General features: G+C 51.3%; 22 protein-coding genes and 1 tRNA gene. 10 read left to right on the top strand and 13 right to left on the bottom strand.

The genetic code is table 11. The features are described 5' to 3' along the window. Both VGA08_01410 and VGA08_01405 read right to left on the bottom strand, forming a co-directional pair. Window positions 1-816: UvrD-helicase domain-containing protein (locus VGA08_01410; GenBank protein ID HEX9679251.1), on the bottom strand; the 816-nt coding region annotated here is incomplete at its 3' end. Between the two features lie 84 nt (window positions 817-900). Then, window positions 901-2,661 carry a DUF2207 domain-containing protein gene (locus VGA08_01405; protein HEX9679250.1) on the bottom strand — a complete coding sequence of 587 codons (1,761 nt, stop codon included), beginning with the start codon at window positions 2,659-2,661 and terminating at the stop codon, window positions 901-903. Window positions 2,662-2,747: 86 nt separating this feature from the next. Between VGA08_01405 and VGA08_01400 the strand changes: the two genes are divergently transcribed. Continuing rightward, window positions 2,748-3,338: a hypothetical protein gene (locus VGA08_01400; protein ID HEX9679249.1), complete on the top strand. Its 591-nt coding sequence runs from the start codon at window positions 2,748-2,750 to the stop codon at window positions 3,336-3,338. Window positions 3,339-3,341: 3 nt separating this feature from the next. Here the strand turns inward: VGA08_01400 and VGA08_01395 are convergent, their stop codons facing one another. The 3 genes from VGA08_01395 to VGA08_01385 are packed head-to-tail and all read right to left on the bottom strand — an operon-like array spanning window position 3,342 to window position 5,006. Next, window positions 3,342-4,112 (bottom strand): SIMPL domain-containing protein, encoded by a 771-nt coding sequence (locus VGA08_01395; protein HEX9679248.1) that lies wholly within the window; start codon window positions 4,110-4,112, stop codon window positions 3,342-3,344. 60 nt (window positions 4,113-4,172) lie between these two features. After that, window positions 4,173-4,364, bottom strand: coding sequence for a hypothetical protein (locus tag VGA08_01390; GenBank protein ID HEX9679247.1), 192 nt, complete (start codon window positions 4,362-4,364; stop codon window positions 4,173-4,175). A 9-nt stretch (window positions 4,365-4,373) separates the two neighbouring features. Next, window positions 4,374-5,006, bottom strand: a complete 633-nt coding sequence (locus tag VGA08_01385) for a S24 family peptidase (protein HEX9679246.1) — start codon at window positions 5,004-5,006, stop codon at window positions 4,374-4,376. Window positions 5,007-5,169: 163 nt separating this feature from the next. Here VGA08_01385 and VGA08_01380 point away from each other — a divergent pair, with 163 nt between their 5' ends. The 3 genes from VGA08_01380 to VGA08_01370 all read left to right on the top strand — a co-directional run bounded on the left by VGA08_01380 (window position 5,170) and on the right by VGA08_01370 (window position 6,678). Then, window positions 5,170-5,382: a hypothetical protein gene (locus VGA08_01380; GenBank protein HEX9679245.1), complete on the top strand. Its 213-nt coding sequence runs from the start codon at window positions 5,170-5,172 to the stop codon at window positions 5,380-5,382. 109 nt (window positions 5,383-5,491) lie between these two features. Continuing rightward, entirely contained in the window at window positions 5,492-6,115 is a 624-nt protein-coding gene (locus VGA08_01375) for a DNA-3-methyladenine glycosylase 2 family protein (protein ID HEX9679244.1), read from the top strand. Between the two features lie 284 nt (window positions 6,116-6,399). After that, window positions 6,400-6,678 carry a hypothetical protein gene (locus tag VGA08_01370; protein HEX9679243.1) on the top strand — a complete coding sequence of 93 codons (279 nt, stop codon included), beginning with the start codon at window positions 6,400-6,402 and terminating at the stop codon, window positions 6,676-6,678. On the opposite strand, the gene msrA is transcribed toward VGA08_01370, so the two are convergent. The 3 genes from msrA to VGA08_01355 form a co-directional block, all read right to left on the bottom strand. Next, window positions 6,675-7,211: a peptide-methionine (S)-S-oxide reductase MsrA gene (gene msrA / locus VGA08_01365; protein HEX9679242.1), complete on the bottom strand. Its 537-nt coding sequence runs from the start codon at window positions 7,209-7,211 to the stop codon at window positions 6,675-6,677. The genes VGA08_01370 and msrA overlap by 4 nt on opposite strands. A 6-nt stretch (window positions 7,212-7,217) precedes the next feature. Beyond that, window positions 7,218-7,484, bottom strand: coding sequence for a DciA family protein (locus VGA08_01360; GenBank protein ID HEX9679241.1), 267 nt, complete (start codon window positions 7,482-7,484; stop codon window positions 7,218-7,220). 95 nt (window positions 7,485-7,579) lie between these two features. Then, window positions 7,580-8,194 (bottom strand): WhiB family transcriptional regulator, encoded by a 615-nt coding sequence (locus VGA08_01355; protein HEX9679240.1) that lies wholly within the window; start codon window positions 8,192-8,194, stop codon window positions 7,580-7,582. Window positions 8,195-8,364: 170 nt separating this feature from the next. Between VGA08_01355 and VGA08_01350 the strand changes: the two genes are divergently transcribed. The 3 genes from VGA08_01350 (at window position 8,365) to VGA08_01340 (ending at window position 9,806) form a co-directional block, all read left to right on the top strand. Next, window positions 8,365-8,439, top strand: a tRNA-Gln gene (locus VGA08_01350). Between the two features lie 155 nt (window positions 8,440-8,594). Further along, the gene (locus VGA08_01345) at window positions 8,595-8,957 is read left to right on the top strand and encodes a TSUP family transporter (GenBank protein HEX9679239.1); all 363 of its coding nucleotides are present in this window, start codon (window positions 8,595-8,597) and stop codon (window positions 8,955-8,957) included. Window positions 8,958-9,011: 54 nt separating this feature from the next. Next, window positions 9,012-9,806 carry an aldo/keto reductase gene (locus VGA08_01340; protein ID HEX9679238.1) on the top strand — a complete coding sequence of 265 codons (795 nt, stop codon included), beginning with the start codon at window positions 9,012-9,014 and terminating at the stop codon, window positions 9,804-9,806. On the opposite strand, the gene VGA08_01335 is transcribed toward VGA08_01340, so the two are convergent. Together VGA08_01335 and VGA08_01330 are read right to left on the bottom strand one after the other, a co-directional pair. Then, window positions 9,793-10,380: a hypothetical protein gene (locus tag VGA08_01335; GenBank protein ID HEX9679237.1), complete on the bottom strand. Its 588-nt coding sequence runs from the start codon at window positions 10,378-10,380 to the stop codon at window positions 9,793-9,795. The genes VGA08_01340 and VGA08_01335 overlap by 14 nt on opposite strands. Further along, window positions 10,371-11,000, bottom strand: a complete 630-nt coding sequence (locus tag VGA08_01330) for a hypothetical protein (GenBank protein HEX9679236.1) — start codon at window positions 10,998-11,000, stop codon at window positions 10,371-10,373. Before VGA08_01330 ends, VGA08_01335 begins: the two co-directional genes overlap by 10 nt. Before the next feature lie 136 nt (window positions 11,001-11,136). Here VGA08_01330 and VGA08_01325 point away from each other — a divergent pair, with 136 nt between their 5' ends. Further along, window positions 11,137-11,802, top strand: coding sequence for an NUDIX domain-containing protein (locus VGA08_01325; protein ID HEX9679235.1), 666 nt, complete (start codon window positions 11,137-11,139; stop codon window positions 11,800-11,802). Between the two features lie 177 nt (window positions 11,803-11,979). Here the strand turns inward: VGA08_01325 and VGA08_01320 are convergent, their stop codons facing one another. Beyond that, window positions 11,980-12,678 carry a glycerophosphodiester phosphodiesterase family protein gene (locus VGA08_01320; GenBank protein ID HEX9679234.1) on the bottom strand — a complete coding sequence of 233 codons (699 nt, stop codon included), beginning with the start codon at window positions 12,676-12,678 and terminating at the stop codon, window positions 11,980-11,982. A gap of 21 nt (window positions 12,679-12,699) precedes the next feature. Between VGA08_01320 and VGA08_01315 the strand changes: the two genes are divergently transcribed. Continuing rightward, window positions 12,700-13,269: a metal-dependent hydrolase gene (locus tag VGA08_01315; GenBank protein HEX9679233.1), complete on the top strand. Its 570-nt coding sequence runs from the start codon at window positions 12,700-12,702 to the stop codon at window positions 13,267-13,269. A 67-nt stretch (window positions 13,270-13,336) separates the two neighbouring features. Further along, window positions 13,337-13,873 carry a hypothetical protein gene (locus tag VGA08_01310; protein HEX9679232.1) on the top strand — a complete coding sequence of 179 codons (537 nt, stop codon included), beginning with the start codon at window positions 13,337-13,339 and terminating at the stop codon, window positions 13,871-13,873. On the opposite strand, the gene VGA08_01305 is transcribed toward VGA08_01310, so the two are convergent. Continuing rightward, complete coding sequence (locus VGA08_01305; GenBank protein HEX9679231.1) at window positions 13,870-14,424, bottom strand: CDP-archaeol synthase; 555 nt, start codon at window positions 14,422-14,424, stop codon at window positions 13,870-13,872. The genes VGA08_01310 and VGA08_01305 overlap by 4 nt on opposite strands. After that, the coding region (locus VGA08_01300; protein ID HEX9679230.1) for a hypothetical protein at window positions 14,421-14,703 on the bottom strand (283 nt) is incomplete at its 5' end. The genes VGA08_01300 and VGA08_01305, both read right to left, overlap by 4 nt.

Raw genomic sequence — 14,703 nt, 5'->3', positions numbered from 1 at the left:
GCTTTGGTCATCGTCACCGACGGCCATCAGGTTGTGGCCTACCTCGACGAGCAAATCAATCACAGCCGATTGCATGGGGTTGGTATCTTGGAATTCATCGACCAAAACATATTTGTAGCGCTGACGCAGTTTGGCCAGTACATTAGGGCGACGTTTAAGTAGCTCGACCAGCATAAACAGCTGATCGTCATAATCGATAAAATTAAGTTGTCGGCAAAGTTCGATATAGGTCTTGTAGGCTTTGGCCAGTTCTTGGTGTTTGATTTGCTCCAGTTTATCGGCCGGCGTAGTTTTAGGCAGCGCGTTGGCAAATCGGCTGTACTGTTGGGGCCAAACCAGCTGTTGCTTGAGCCGAGAAAAGTAGTCGCCAAGGTTGCCAAGCTGGCCGTCCGGTTTAGAGATCGGCGCGAAGTAATCAAGATCCAGTTCGTCAAGGTGTTCCTTTAAAAAGACTATTTTGCCGACGTCGCCCAAAAGTCGCAAATTGGAGCCCAGACCGATTTCCGGCGCGAACTCTTTTAAAATCATTTCGCCGAAAGCGTTAAACGTCGTAATCGGCAAATCAAGCCCATAGGAACCGCTCAAGTCTTGCACCACGCGATCCAGCATCTCCTGAGCGGCCTTTTCAGTAAAAGTCAGAGCCAAGATGGTCCGGCCATCAACTCCGTCGGCGATAAGTCGCAAAATGCGTTCAACGATAACCTTGGTTTTGCCGGTGCCAGCACCAGCGACGACTAGCATCGGTCCGTTGCCGTGCTCAATGGCCAACCGCTGCTGTTTATTAGGCTGGTCTTTGCTCCCGCTTTGTTTTGCCATAAACCAAGTATAACAGAGGTGTTAGCGGGATTAACCGACTTCTCTTAGCGATTTTGCCGATGAGGTCAGACGCGAGGTAAGAGGCTACCAGCCACCACCGCCGCCACCGCCACCACCACCACCACTAAAACCGCCGCCGCCACTAAAACCGCTGGAGCCAGAACTACTGGACGGAGCAAAGGCCGTGTTGCTGGCGGCCCGCAACGAGCCGACAGAATCGGCTAGCACGACCGGCGTGAACGTCCCGTGATAAGAATCGAACCAGGCTGGCGGCTGGCTGTACAGCTGCTCAAACTGTTTGGCCCAATCCTTTTCCAGGCCGAAAAGCATGGCGTATGGTAGCAGTTTCTCGAACAAATTGAGTTGTGTCGCCGGCTCAGCCGGGTCGCCATATTGTTTGACACCCTTCGGGCTTTGCAGATATTTGAGCCGTTCGACTTCGGCTAGACCGATGTATTGCTTTAGGCCAAGCAGTGCTTCTCGGGCGGCCACTCCTTTTTTTGACCGGGCTGGCATAACTGGAGCGAATAAGAGGATTATTAGGCCGCTGCCCAGTAGCCCGGCGCCCAAATAACGGCTGAGATAGAAAAACATCAGCCCGCCACCTACGATCAATACTAGCCCGCCGCGTAAATACCAGCGCTGACGGATTTTATTGGGATCGGAGTTAAAATAGTGCCGTTGCCAGAGCCCTTTGGGTACATCCTGTTGCAGCCTGGCGGCCGTTTTGTACAGCTTGTTGGCCGAGCCGCTCAAGTTGACCAGCTCACCCACCGCCGATGGCGATTTAAACAGGCCGTTAACCACCGCCTGTTGTGACGCCGGTAAATTACTAGCGTCTTTGATAAGCTCCAGCGAATACTCGGGTTTGCTGCCAATTAGTTGTTTTTTCTGGGTCTCATGGATTCTTAAGTAACCGTCTACTGCCAGTTCAATCAGGCTGGCGCTAATAGCTTCGGTGCGGAGCCGCTCATTTAAAATAACATCGGCGCTTAATGCGTTTAAGTCTTGCGGCGCCACGTACTCGGGAATAATTACGCCGCGCCCGGCCGGATCACGGCCGTACCGCCTCCAGCGCCGGAGCATGTAGCCCAAGGTCAGGACCGGCGGCAGCAGGCCGCTGAGAATGAAGAATTGATGGCGGCGGGCCGGCCAGGGGTCTTCTTTGAAGGTGCCGGGGTTAAAGCCGAGTACTAGTGATAGGTTCTCAGTTGGCGCCAATTGACGGGCGGTAAAGGTGATGTCGGCGCCGTCGGCCGTGATGGTTCTCTCTATAGTGCAATCGCTGGCGGTTGAGCCAAAGCTGCCGCTAAAGCAGCGCTGTCGATCCTGTAAGTTCGGCAAAAGCTCATTCGGGATGTGGACAGTCGCCGCTACCAGGCCGAACGGCTGTGGCCACTGATCGCCGTTAATATCCCAAAAAAACTCATCGTGATCGTCATAAAAAGTTATCACGTTTCTGAGGCTATAGGCGACATTATAGGTAGTCCGGCCGTGGACAAAAGTTCCCGGATCGCCGATTCTGAGCACCGTATGGTCGGCAGAGTCGTAAGTCGTAAAAGTATATTCACGCTGTTTCTCGTCGGTTACAGATATGATCGCCAGTCCCAGGCTGTGGCCCTCATAGTTTTGCGGGATGGCGCGCAAGATGCCGTGGTTTTGATCACTGGCAGGAAATTCAGCCACTATCGTTTCTTTGACTAGCATCGCGGCGATTCCGTCCTGGTCTCGGCTGAGTCGATAATCTGCGCTAAAGGACTCAATGGTGAAGTTATTAACGTCCTGGGCGAACAGTTGGGTGCTACCCACGACTAACAAGCCAAACGCCAGCAAAAACCGTTTCATACTTAGCTATCATACTGGTTTTTCAGACCTTTTAAAGCTAGTGGTTATTTACAAATCTTGCGCATAGTTGTATAATATTAACCAATATGCAATCTTATCAGCTCCGACGAGTAGCGATTATTATGTTGGCGGTAGTTCTGCTAGTGTTTGGCGTGGTCCAACTAGCTAATCTGTTCCGTCGCTCCGACAATTCGTCCTCCATCACCCAAACGGCCGATCTGCTCGACCTGCCTGATTACGCCGCCGCCGACAGCCGGGTGGTATTGACCCAGCAAGGCGAAATCATCGCCCGAGAAGATTATCGGGAAATCAAAATTAGCATTAGTCCCAACCGCCGGACGGTCGAGATCATCAGCGGTTACAACGGCCGGGTCATCGACAGGCGAAGTTTGGCCAACGACCGGGCGGCCTACGCCGTTTTTTTGCGCGCAATTAATCAATTTGGCTTTGACGAGTCCAAAGGCAATGATTTGGGCGACGACGAGCGCGGCATCTGCCCCGGCGGCAACCGGACGGTTACGGAATTGTTAAATGATGGCGAGCCGATTTTTAGATTGTGGGCTGCCTCATGCAGCGACCGACTCGGCAGCCTGGCCGGTGATGCCGACGAACTGGTTGAACTATTTGAAGCCCAGATTCCTGATTTTGATGGTTTTACCCGTGACGTTAGACTATAAAGTCTATTTAAGCGAAAAAACGACGCTAATACTCAAGTTAAACTCATTCTCGCCCGGCAAGACCGGCAAGGACGAGCTATCACTCGTGACGCTGTCTTCGGTTGTCTGGGCCCCGCGGCCTTCGGCTAATGGATAAAAATCGAAGCCGCTTAAGTCGCTGACGGTGATAGCCCGCCCCAACCGTAAACCGAGCAATTCGGCCGATTGGTTAGCCTTGGCACGGGCATCCTCGATGGCTCCCGCTCGGGCTTGGCTTTCCAGCTCTTGACGTTTGGCTTCGGAAAATTGGGCGAAAGGCGTCAACTGGCCCTCGGCTTTGGATATTTGCAGATAATCTTGTACCTGTTGGGCCAACTCCTGTGAGTCGAGGATAATCGTTAAGCTGGCCGTCACGCTCGTGTTTGTTCTCGAACCGGTCCTATCGATTGCTACCAAATATTGTTCCCCGCTGCTATACGCAGTCAATTTAATCTTACTTTCCTCTACGCCGAGGGCCTTGAGCGTGGCGATGACTTCGGTCACAGTTTCGTTTAAGTCTTCTTTAAGTTGGGCTTCATCTTGGCCTTTCAGACTGAAAGTCGGATAAAAGACGAATTCGTCGGGCACGGCCGTGAGAGTGGTGTTACCGGTCACGCTGACGGTCCTATCTGGCCCGCCTTGCCAAGGCCGCCACAAAACCAGCATGGTCGCTATTACCACGATAAGTCCGATTACCACCAATTTAAGATTGAGCGAGAAACTTACTAGTTGCGAGTCGGGTTTATTTAGGGCCACCGTTTTTTACCGCTTAAACTTAGGATTAAATTATACACCCCCGCGGCCATCAAGCCGATATCACTTACGGCCGAAGCGTAAAAACTCAAACCAGGCCTCTCTGGCTTCGTTGACGGTTCTTATGTCGGCGGCCGATAACAGATATGGCTTATGATCGGATTTGAGCGAGCGATGGAGTCGGTTCATGATCAAACGGGCTTTAGTATCCTTTTGCTTAAACTTCTCGAGTGCTTGCCGGTATTGGTCTTTCATATTTTTGTATCAAGCGGCTTTAATGACCCGCAGAACCGTACCATGGACCTGATAACTGTTCACGTCGTTAGGGTCCATGACAATTGGGGCGTATTCCCGCGAGGATTCGGATACCAGCCTGATCAACCGGTTGGCTTCGTCCCGAACATATTTTTTTACATTGGCCAACCCACCCACGCTCGATACGACGTAAGCGCCGCTGCCGGGAGCGGTGTTACCGCCATCGACGACGATATAGTCGCCGTCTTCTATGTTAGCGCCACTGACATTGGCCCGGTTCATTGAGTCGCCGACGGCCTTGACCGCAAATAGTTTAGAAACATCCTTGGTCGGCGCCAGGCTGGGGCTGAGAGTCAGAGCGCCCCAGTCCGATTCTTCGGCCAAGCTCAGCGGTTGGCCGCAATTGGCTTGGCCCAGGATTGGAATCTGGAGGATTTGGGCCAATGTGTTAGACGGGGTGGCGGCGCGCAAAACGCCAAATGGCGTGCGGACTAACCGCCCAGTATCGATCAGTTTTTGCAGATGGTGCTTGACCTGTTGCGGATGGCTGACGCCGATCTTCTCGCCCAGTTTACGGTAGCCTAGCTTTGACAGGTCTTCCCGCCGGGCTAATTTGAGGATATTCGATTGGATAACGTGCATTTATGGACTCCGGTTTCGGATTAAATTAATTAGAGTTCACGACCCCTAATATAGGCCAGCATCATCCGCTTGTCAACACGTTCAACAATGTTCAACAAAAAGACTTGACAAAAATTTAGGACAGGCATTATGATAGATAGGCACATAACTAAAAGGAGGAAGCATGGCTCGTCTAAGCAAACCAACTAAGTTCGTTGACTTTGTTATAAGCGAGGCCAGGCCCTCCTTTAAAAAGCGCCTAGTGCGCGACTATAGGACCTGCTCGATTACCAGGCGCGGTAACGAGCGGCTGATCAATCTGCGCGTACCCCTTGAAGTGCAGCAGCGGATTATCACTGCCTACGCCGAGGGCAAGCAGGTCCGAATCTTTGCCTGAGGATTGCTCGGGAGTACCTTTTAAGAGACGTTATGTGTGAGGTGTTCTTTTTGGATGCCGTCAACTTAGAAGCGTGGGCGGCATCTTTTAATTTATAATCTATAGCCATATGGATATAGACTCAGCGGCTAAACACTTTGCCAAGACTGATCCGATTATGGCCCGATTGGCTGTAACGGCTCTGGCTAAGGACTCCGGTTTTGAACTGCCCGCCAAGCGGCCGGCTGATTTATATTTCCGGTCGTTGCTAAGCTCAATCGTCAGCCAGCAGCTGTCAACCAAGGCGGCCGATACCATCTGGAATCGGTTCGAGGCCCTGGCCGGGCAACCGACGCCCAAAAACGTGATAACTATCCCCCACAACAAACTTCGGGCTGTCGGTATGAGCCACGCCAAAGCTCGTTACGTACTGGGTTTGGCCGACGATGTGGCCGCCGGGCGTTTAAAACTAGACGATATTGATAAATTGGACGATGAGGCGGTGATCGGACGCTTGGTGAGCGTCAAAGGCATCGGGCGCTGGTCGGCCGAGATGTTTTTGATGTTCACCTTAGCTCGGCCCGATGTCTTTAGTCTGGGTGATCTTGGCTTACTGCGGTCGGTCGAGGAGCTGTACGGCCGGCCCGGGATAACGCCAGTTGAGCTGGATACGCTATCCCGGGCCTGGGCGCCGCACCGCACATCGGCCGCTCTGCTTCTCTGGCACAGTCGGGACAATAAACCAAAGGTCTAAAGTACCGGTCCATCGTTTCGCTCATTTCCTGCCGCTTCCATTACAGGTCCGGCAGGTAGACCAGCCGATGGTCCTCTTGCCTTTGCACTTTGGGCATTTCTCCTCTTCGCGCCGGCAGTATGAGCAGCTGCCCCAACCGATCTCACGATGGCAGTTTCTACATTTGGCCAACCTAATCACCGCCTCAAAGAACGCTCGGGAAAGGACTGCCCTTTCCGTCAAAGCCGGACCATACTACAATTTATTACCTTGAGAGTCAAGATAGCTTGTGGTACGGTGGTTGAATGGAATCAAACCAGGACGAGTTGTTAGCAAACCTCGGTCAAGTTCTAGCTGAGGCCGACCCGGTACCGGCAGGAGTAATCGATGCCGCCAAGGAGGTTGGCAGGACGTTGTTAATCGGTGTTGATCTTGCGGGTTTAACCCCCGATGGTGGTCAAATTGTAACGAAGCCGCTCAACCGGCCAAGCCAGGTTAGAGACAGCGAGACTTTTACGCCTTTCAAACAACCAGCTACACCGCCACCCTCATCGGCTTCGGCGGCAGATTTCATGGTTGATTAGCTTTTTAGCAACTGGGCAAAATTTTTCTGAAACTTGGCTAGCTTGGGGTTAATAATCACCTGGCAGTAGGCGTTTTGGGGGTTCTTATTGAAGTAATCCTGATGGTAATCCTCGGCTGGGTAAAAGACGTCGAGGGGTTTTAGCTCGGTCACGAGGGGGTCGTCCCACAGCGGCTGGCCGACTTCCTTAAGTGATTTTTCGGCCGAGTTATGTTGAGAGTCGCCGTTATAAAGAATAATCGAGCGGTACTCCGGCCCCACGTCGTTGCCTTGCCGATTGGGCGTGGTCGGGTCGTGGATGTGCCAGAATATTTCTAAAATTTTCTCGTAAGTAATCACGTCCGGATCAAATTCAATTTTGACAACCTCGGCGTGGCCAGTATCTTTGGCGTGTAGATCCTCATAGGACGGATTATTCAGTTGGCCGCCAGCATAACCGGAAATCACTTGCTCAACACCTTTGACACGTTGGTAAATGGCCTCCAAACACCAAAAGCAACCGCCGCCTAACACTGCCGATTGTCGGTTGGTCATATTCAGCTACTGCCTGATTATTAATCGTTCGACTTTGGTGCTTAACAATCGGTTTAACTCCTCTATTAAAGTCAGCTGATTGAGCCGGACTTCACTGGCCAGCGACGACGAGCGGACCAACACGAATAACTTAGAGTCGTTAAACTTGGTCACCTTGGCTTGGTCAGCATAGTACCGCTTAAAAACTTGCTGGCAGAGGGCAAGCTCGTCGAGCTTTTGATCGACATCCAGCTTGTCAGCTTTTGATTTGAGTAAATCTTTGAGTGAATCCATTATCTGTAATTATAGCTGAGTCAGTAAAGGTTTTAACCGGGTAATCAATAAATTACCTGACGGGTAATCCCCCTAGGGCTGGGGAGTTGAGGGATCTAGTCAGCCGCCTTGGCGCGTTGTCTCCTTAACTCTCGTCTCTCGCTCTCGGTAGTCCCGCCCCATATGCCGTGGTCTTCATTTTTTTCTAACGCAAATTCCAAGCAACGTTCTTTGAGGTCGCACTGAGCGCAGATTGCTTTGGCCGCGGCCTCGCGGTTATCCCGTTTGGGTTTACTTTCCCGAATGGGTTCACCACCCCGGTCATCAAGCTCCGGTGGGAAAAAATACATGCTTTTTAGCCCGCGGCACCGGGCCTTCTCTTGCCAATCCAGCTCCGAGAGGGTAATCGGTATGCGGGTGGGGCCCTTTTTACTGGCAGTAGGCTTTTTCTCGGGACGCTTGATAGGAGGCGGTTTGACTCGGTCGAGTAGGTTCAGCAAACGGTCGTCTTTTTGAGGGTCCCGGCGGCGCCCCCCGATGACCCTGACCGACAACCAACCTAAGTATTGCCTGATGGCACTTTGGGGCGGGCTGTTAGGCTTTTCCAGCTCCTCCAACTTAGCCGAAACCGTGCCGTCGTGAACGAAGCCGTCGATTGCTTCTACCCAACTTCTCTCTAGAGTTAGCAAGGGCTCAGCAGTTGGCGATTTGTCTTGGGCGGATTCTGTCATGTCTTTACTATTATCGTATCTATCGTCAGACAACACAAGTAATGGGCCGGTTTGTCAATATGCGATTTGAAAAATATACTCCGATAACTGATAATTACCATGCGCTTAAGCCAAGCGAGGCTTAAGTGACAGGCGGTGAGAGAAAAGGCTAAGCCGTCTCTCATAATCGTTGGGGAGTAGCCAAGTGGTAAGGCACCGGGTTTTGGTCCCGGGATTCGGGGGTTCGACTCCCTCCTCCCCAGCCAGGCAAAAGCAATATCTTCAAAAAACAGTAGCCCAGTGCGCTAAAATAGCAGCCTGTGTAAACAACCGACCCCGTGTCGGTTGGAAAAATATCTACCCGAAACTGACTGGCCCCGATCGCCCCAAAAAGCCACAAGCCTGATATTATTGTTTCTAAATGACATGGTTGATGCTCGTTGTTCTGGGTTTAGTAGCTGGGGTGGCCAGCGGGCTAGTCGGTATCGGCGGCGGCGTCATAATCGCGCCGGCTCTAGTATTGTTATTTGGGTTTAGCCAGAAACTGGCTCAGGGCACGACTTTGGCGCTGCTAATTCCGCCGATTGGAATTCTGGCCGCCTATACCTATTACAAACAAGGGCTTGTCGATCTCAACGCGGCCGGCTTTATCGTCATTGGCTTTCTGCTGGGCAGCTTGATCGGCGCTAGCTATATCACCCAACTATCAAACGCCACCGTCACAAGGGTGTTTGCGGTATTTTTAATATTGCTGGCAATTAGGCTGCTGATCGCGGCTAAGTAAAACCCCTTAAGGGCCAACTGAGCTGATGCTAAAAACTGTTAAAATAGATCTTAAATGAGTGTCGATACCATAAAACTAAACGACGGGGGCAGTATCCCGGCTATCGGCCTGGGGACCTCAAGATTAACCGGCCAGCAAGCCGTAGAATCCGTCGGGCAAGCAATTAAGGCTGGATATCGATTGATCGATACGGCGGAAATGTACGGCAACGAAGCCGAAGTCGGGCAGGCTATCAATGACTCCGAGGTTAAGCGGGCGGAGATATTTATCAATACCAAAATCTCTCCCCGCCCAGGTCCTCAGACTTACCAATCTATTAAAGACCGCTGCCACCAGATGGCGACAGATTACGTTGACATGTGTTTGATCCACTGGCCGCCGGCCGGCGGCGACGGCGAGGACATGTGGCCGGAGCTGGTTAAAGCCAAGGCCGACGGCCTGGCTAAACATATCGGCGTCAGCAACTACACCATTGAGCAGCTAAAGAAACTGCAAAAGCTAGGTGAACTGCCGAGTGTTAACCAAATCGAGGCCTCGCCGTTTGGTTTTGACCAGCAACTAATCGATGACTGCCAGGCCCTGGGCGTGGTAGTTCAAGCCTACAGCCCGCTGACCCGCACGGGCAGGCTGGGCGACGCTAATCTGGCTGAAATTGCTAAAAGCTATAACAAGTCTCCCGCCCAGATATTGCTGCGTTGGAGCCGGCAAAAAGGCCTGTTGCCCTTGCCTAAGGCGACGAGTGAGGCGCACCTAAAGGACAATTTGGAAGTTTTTGACTTTGAGCTAACTCAGGCTGATATGGTTAAGCTCGATGGCCTCAATGAGGGTTACACTTTTAGGCAGTCTTAGCCAATTTCTTAGCTAGTTGGAAGATGCTATGAATTCGCGTGACGCTTGGTGGTAGATCCTGGGTGTGGTTCCAAGGTTTAGTGACAAGGTAAAATTGGTGTTTGAGCGGCTGGAGCCTGACAGCTACGCTCAGTGTGTCATCTACCAAAAAAGCCGGTCGGCGCTGCTTGGCCACCTGGAACTTATATTCATCACCGTCAGTTTTTTCTGGTCTTTGATGGACGTGGCTAAAATACTTGTCTAGACCGTGCTGGTTGAGCCAAAGCCCGGTTGTAGTTCTAAGGTTTGGCTTACGAGCGGTCAACAGTTCAAGGTCATAACCGCATGTGCGTAGCAGTTTTAAAGCGGCAGCGGCTTGCTTGAATGGTTTGACTTTCATAACTAAGTCCGGCCGACCCAAAAAGTCTCGAATCAGATTTGCGTACTGTGTCGGACGGCCTAAGCGGTGCTCCTGTGTTAAATCGTTAAAGTAATATTTATTAACCGACTTGGAGTTGACGTAGCGAAGCATGGCAGCCTGGGTGCGAGCTAAAGTGTCATCTAAATCGATCAAGGCTAATTTTCTTACAGACACTGGGCCCTTTCTATTAATAGAGCTGCTAATTTTTTAATGCCGGGATTGTCTGGTACGGAAATACGCTCCAGTCCATATATCGGCAGTGTGTTTATGGGAATTGCCTGGTGCTCGCGCACAGAGCGAACGTGGAAGTCAATCGGTACTTCGATCTTAGCGAATAAATCGCGCCAACCGTCTTCGGTCTGCAAAAACTGGCTGGTCTCATCACTTTGAATTCGCCCACGGGTTACCAAAATGCCGATTTGAGCACAGCCAGCTAGTTGCAGGATGTGTTGGTTTTGTTGCCGGCCTTCTAAGTCGCCGATGACAATGGTTGATTGATCGTTTAGGTAATATTGAGCGTAGTCATAATATTGCGTCAGGCTAACTTCGGCGCGCTTGGACCTTTGTGACCAATCCTTGCGGCCTAAGATAGCGTCGTGCGTATCAGACCAGCGATCCAGTTCATACAAACTCGTATCGATGTCATTTTGCCTAAGGTTTTCAAATAAGGAACAGGCCAGGGTCGACTTCCCCGCATTGTCAAACCCGCCAACTAACACTCGGCACACCCCGCTGAGCGCAACCTCGGCGGCCGGCTGACGGGTTATTCTTTCTGGTTTGGTAGCGAGCTCCATACTATCCCTTCCGTTTATAGGCTTAGGCTGGCATGACTTGTAACTCCAATCTAGACTGGTCGTTTTGACTTATAAACTTGTTGAGTCAAGACGAATTGACTAAAAAATTTGAGTCAATTTTTCTATAATGAAACTGATGCACTACATTCAACAAAAAATTCTTCACGCTTTAACCTTGACCGACAAAGCTCGTTACTCTCGTCTCAAACCACCCGAGATTGAAAGCAATCTGTTCATCTATCACCTCAAACAAACGATGCGCGATAAGTTGGTCGTAAAAAATGACGACGGCTCATATTCATTGTCTAATGCTGGGCAGGCCTACGCCGACAAAGTCAGTCTTAGCAGCTACAAGCTGCGATCCCAGGCTAAAATCGTTAACCTAATCGCCTGCAGCAATCGGCGGGGTGAGTGGCTGCTCTATAGGCGCAAGCACCAGCCCTTTATCGGTCTGAGCGGTTTTCCATACGGCAAGATACACTTGGGCGAGACTATAAAAGAATCGAGCGAGCGCGAACTGCTAGAAAAAACCTACTTAAAGACGTCTCTTACTCATCGTGGCGACGCTTATATAACGGTGTTAAAGGATCACGAACTTATAACCCACACTTTGTTTCATGTTCACCGTGGTCGTAATCCAGTCGGCAGCCTAAAAGAGGCCACCGACATCGGTTATTGTTATTGGGATAAAGTTGATAAAACTAAGCCCGAAAAGTACTTCCCGGGATTTATTGATATTTTGAAGCTGGTTGAGCGTGACTCCGGCGAACGTTTTTTTGCTGAGCACACCTATCACATCTAACCTAGTATTGACAAGTAAATAGTTTAGGTGTATAATAACTATATACAGTCTGTGAGGGCTGCTTTTTTTATGTTAGATATAACCCTACTCACTATTGCTGGTGTTTTAGCCGGTGCCGTGGTTGTGACCGAAACCGAAGCGGCCGTCCGCTTAGGCGTGGCGATGTCTTTTGGTGTCTTAGTCGGTCTGTTCTGGCTGGTTGTTATCCCTTTTCACGCCGAAGCGAGCGATATCTTTAGGCGAGACGACATCAACGATTAGCCCCTCAACCTCCTTAGCGGCATAATTGGCCGCTTGGTACGAACGTCCATAGATGTAAACCCGCAGGCCAAACCTCTTAGCCAGCGTAGTCGTAAAGCGGTTGAACCACCAACCGCGGATAATAATCACGTTTACCCCCAGCCGCAGCGCCTTGTTAAGCGTCAACCAACCGACTCGGCCAATCAAACCGGGTGTAAATTCACTGCCTTTAATCAGCCGGATGTCTTTGGTCCGCCGGGTTGACAACAACAAGCCATGAGGGGCCGACGTGCCGGCCAGTTTGGTGATTAAGGGTTTAATCGAAAGACTGTCTTTAAACTCAAAATTGACAAAGGTCTGGGGTAGAATTTGTTCAATCACCGTCTCGGCCAGGGCCAGCGGTTCGCCGCCGGCCAATCTGATCTGGCCCAAATCAGCATCGGTAATGTCCGCTACTGCTAGATTGAGATTGGCCACCCGCCGAAGCGACTTGTCGTGGCATAGAACCAGGCGTCCGGAGCCGGTCGAGCGGATGTCGCATTCGACACCCATGCCCTCTGCCACGGCTGCTTGCAGGGCCGGCAGCGAGTTTTCAGTGGCGCTGGTCCTAACGCCGCGATGCGCTATAATTTTCATAAGTTAAATAGAATTGTAACAATGTTACTCGATATTGGTACTGGAATTCTGTGGGGAGTATTATTTGATAACTTCAGCAATCTGCATAGTCTGAGTACTTTTGCCCTGTTTGGTGCGGCCGCTAATTTGGCTCCGGACCTCGACTATATTTATCATTTATATAAAGGCGGCAATACTAAAAATGACCACCGTCACCGAGAAGTCTTTCATAAACCCTATTTTCTGCTACTGGGGGCGGTTATCATCGGTCTGGCCTTCGACTGGTTGTTAGCCGGGTTGTTCGTGTTGGGCGCTCTAACGCATTTTCTACACGATAGTATCGGCATCGGCTGGGGGGTACAATGGCTGGCGCCATTTAGCAGCGATCATTTTGCGTTTCTTTATCGGGTGCATACTGCCGCCAAACCCCAGCCAGCAAAGCAGCTTGTCTATCGCTGGCCCAATAAGGATATCGATAAACTCAACCGCCAACACGGCGACCCGGATTGGTTTAGAAATACCTATCTCAAATGGCATCCGTTTGCCGTGTTTGAAGGTTTGGTATTACTTATCGCCTTGGTAGTGTTGTGGCTCGCCGCCAGGAGTGCCTGAAATAAAACTATTGAGCCTGGGCCTAGGTTAGGTTTATGCTGGAACGAGTAATAACGAAAGGAACGCCATGTTTGAGGTGCTAAAGCCGTTTGAGGCCTGGCTGCAGGATGTATTTAAGGGATTTCCCCATTTGCCAGCTAACGCTCGCAAGTCATTGGCCGGTTTTTACCCCTGGCTGGCGTTGATTGCCGGTGTCGTTCAAGGCCTGGCCGCTATCAGCCTGTGGAATCTTGGCCACAGTGTCAACCGCTACGCCGACTACATCAACAGTCTGTCAAATTCATTGGGCGTGCCGTCATCCGTACCCAGTCTGGGCTTATTTTACTGGCTGGCTTTACTGTTCTTAGTGGTTGAGGCCGCTATTTTGTTGATGGCCTACCAGCCGCTCAAGGCCAAAAAAGCCGAAGGTTGGAACTGGCTGTTTTTAGCGGCTGCAATCAACCTAGGTTACGGTGTGGCCAGCGTTTTTGTCGACACTTACTACGGCGGCGGCGCCGGTAGCTTGGTCAGTACTCTAATTGGAAGCGTCATCGCTTTTTGGTTGCTGTTTGAAGTAAGAAGCTACTATAAGGGCAGCCCAGTCCCGGCCGAACCGGCAGCTTAAATCGGCGTATCTTTCAGCTTAAAGATCCAACCGAGGAATGTGCTGATTGGGTGCAAGACCAACCCTAGTACGGCGGCGATAAGGTAGTATCTTAGTGGCAGCACTATTACCGCTAGGCTAGCTAGCAGTGTACCGGCTACGTAGTCGGTCTGATCAAACGGCACCCAGGGTTTACCAGGTGCGATATTTAGCCGGCGCTTGAAAAAACTTTTTACTAGGTCGCCGCCGAGTGCGCCCAAAGATAAAAGTGTTGCCCATAGCACCAGATTGAAATCGGAAAAGTCTATCGGATACCAGTCGCGCACAGTACTTGACTGGTCGTAAATGTAAGCTTGAACCAGCACGAATATTAACGCCGCCAACCATCCGACTATAAATCCCCGGATGGTTTTATGATCGCCTAGCAGCCGCTGGCCGCGCCAGAGCTTGCCGCCGTCCATCGGTTTATCTAGCCGGGGTAATAATTTCCAATGTGCGGCGAACACCGGTGCCATGTTGGCGACTCCGGCCGGGAAGAAAAACCACAGCGTAAATAATATATCGCTAATCATCGATTCGGTTTTATCTTACCACGCCGATTTGCGGCCGGCTCCCCCAAGCCGCCCAGACCCAGCCGGCGGACAAATTTAGCCCCGAGCAGTTCGGACTTTAAGTTGGCCCGGGTAGGCGGCGCTAGGATCAGTGAATAAGTTCGGCCCAAACCCTTCGGCCCGTGGGCATCGCTGCTAGCGGCCGGACTCCAGCCGTGGCGGCGGCCTAAGCGGGCGGCCAGGGAGCCATGTAACGGCAGCAGACTCCGACCATTTTTGATCTCGATAATGTCGATATCA

It is taken from the genome of Candidatus Saccharimonadales bacterium, from assembly GCA_036397795.1.
GTDB lineage: Bacteria > Patescibacteriota > Saccharimonadia > Saccharimonadales > DASWIF01 > DASWIF01.
Note: the sequence above shows the minus strand (reverse complement) of the source record. Positions and strands in the feature narration are given on the sequence as shown.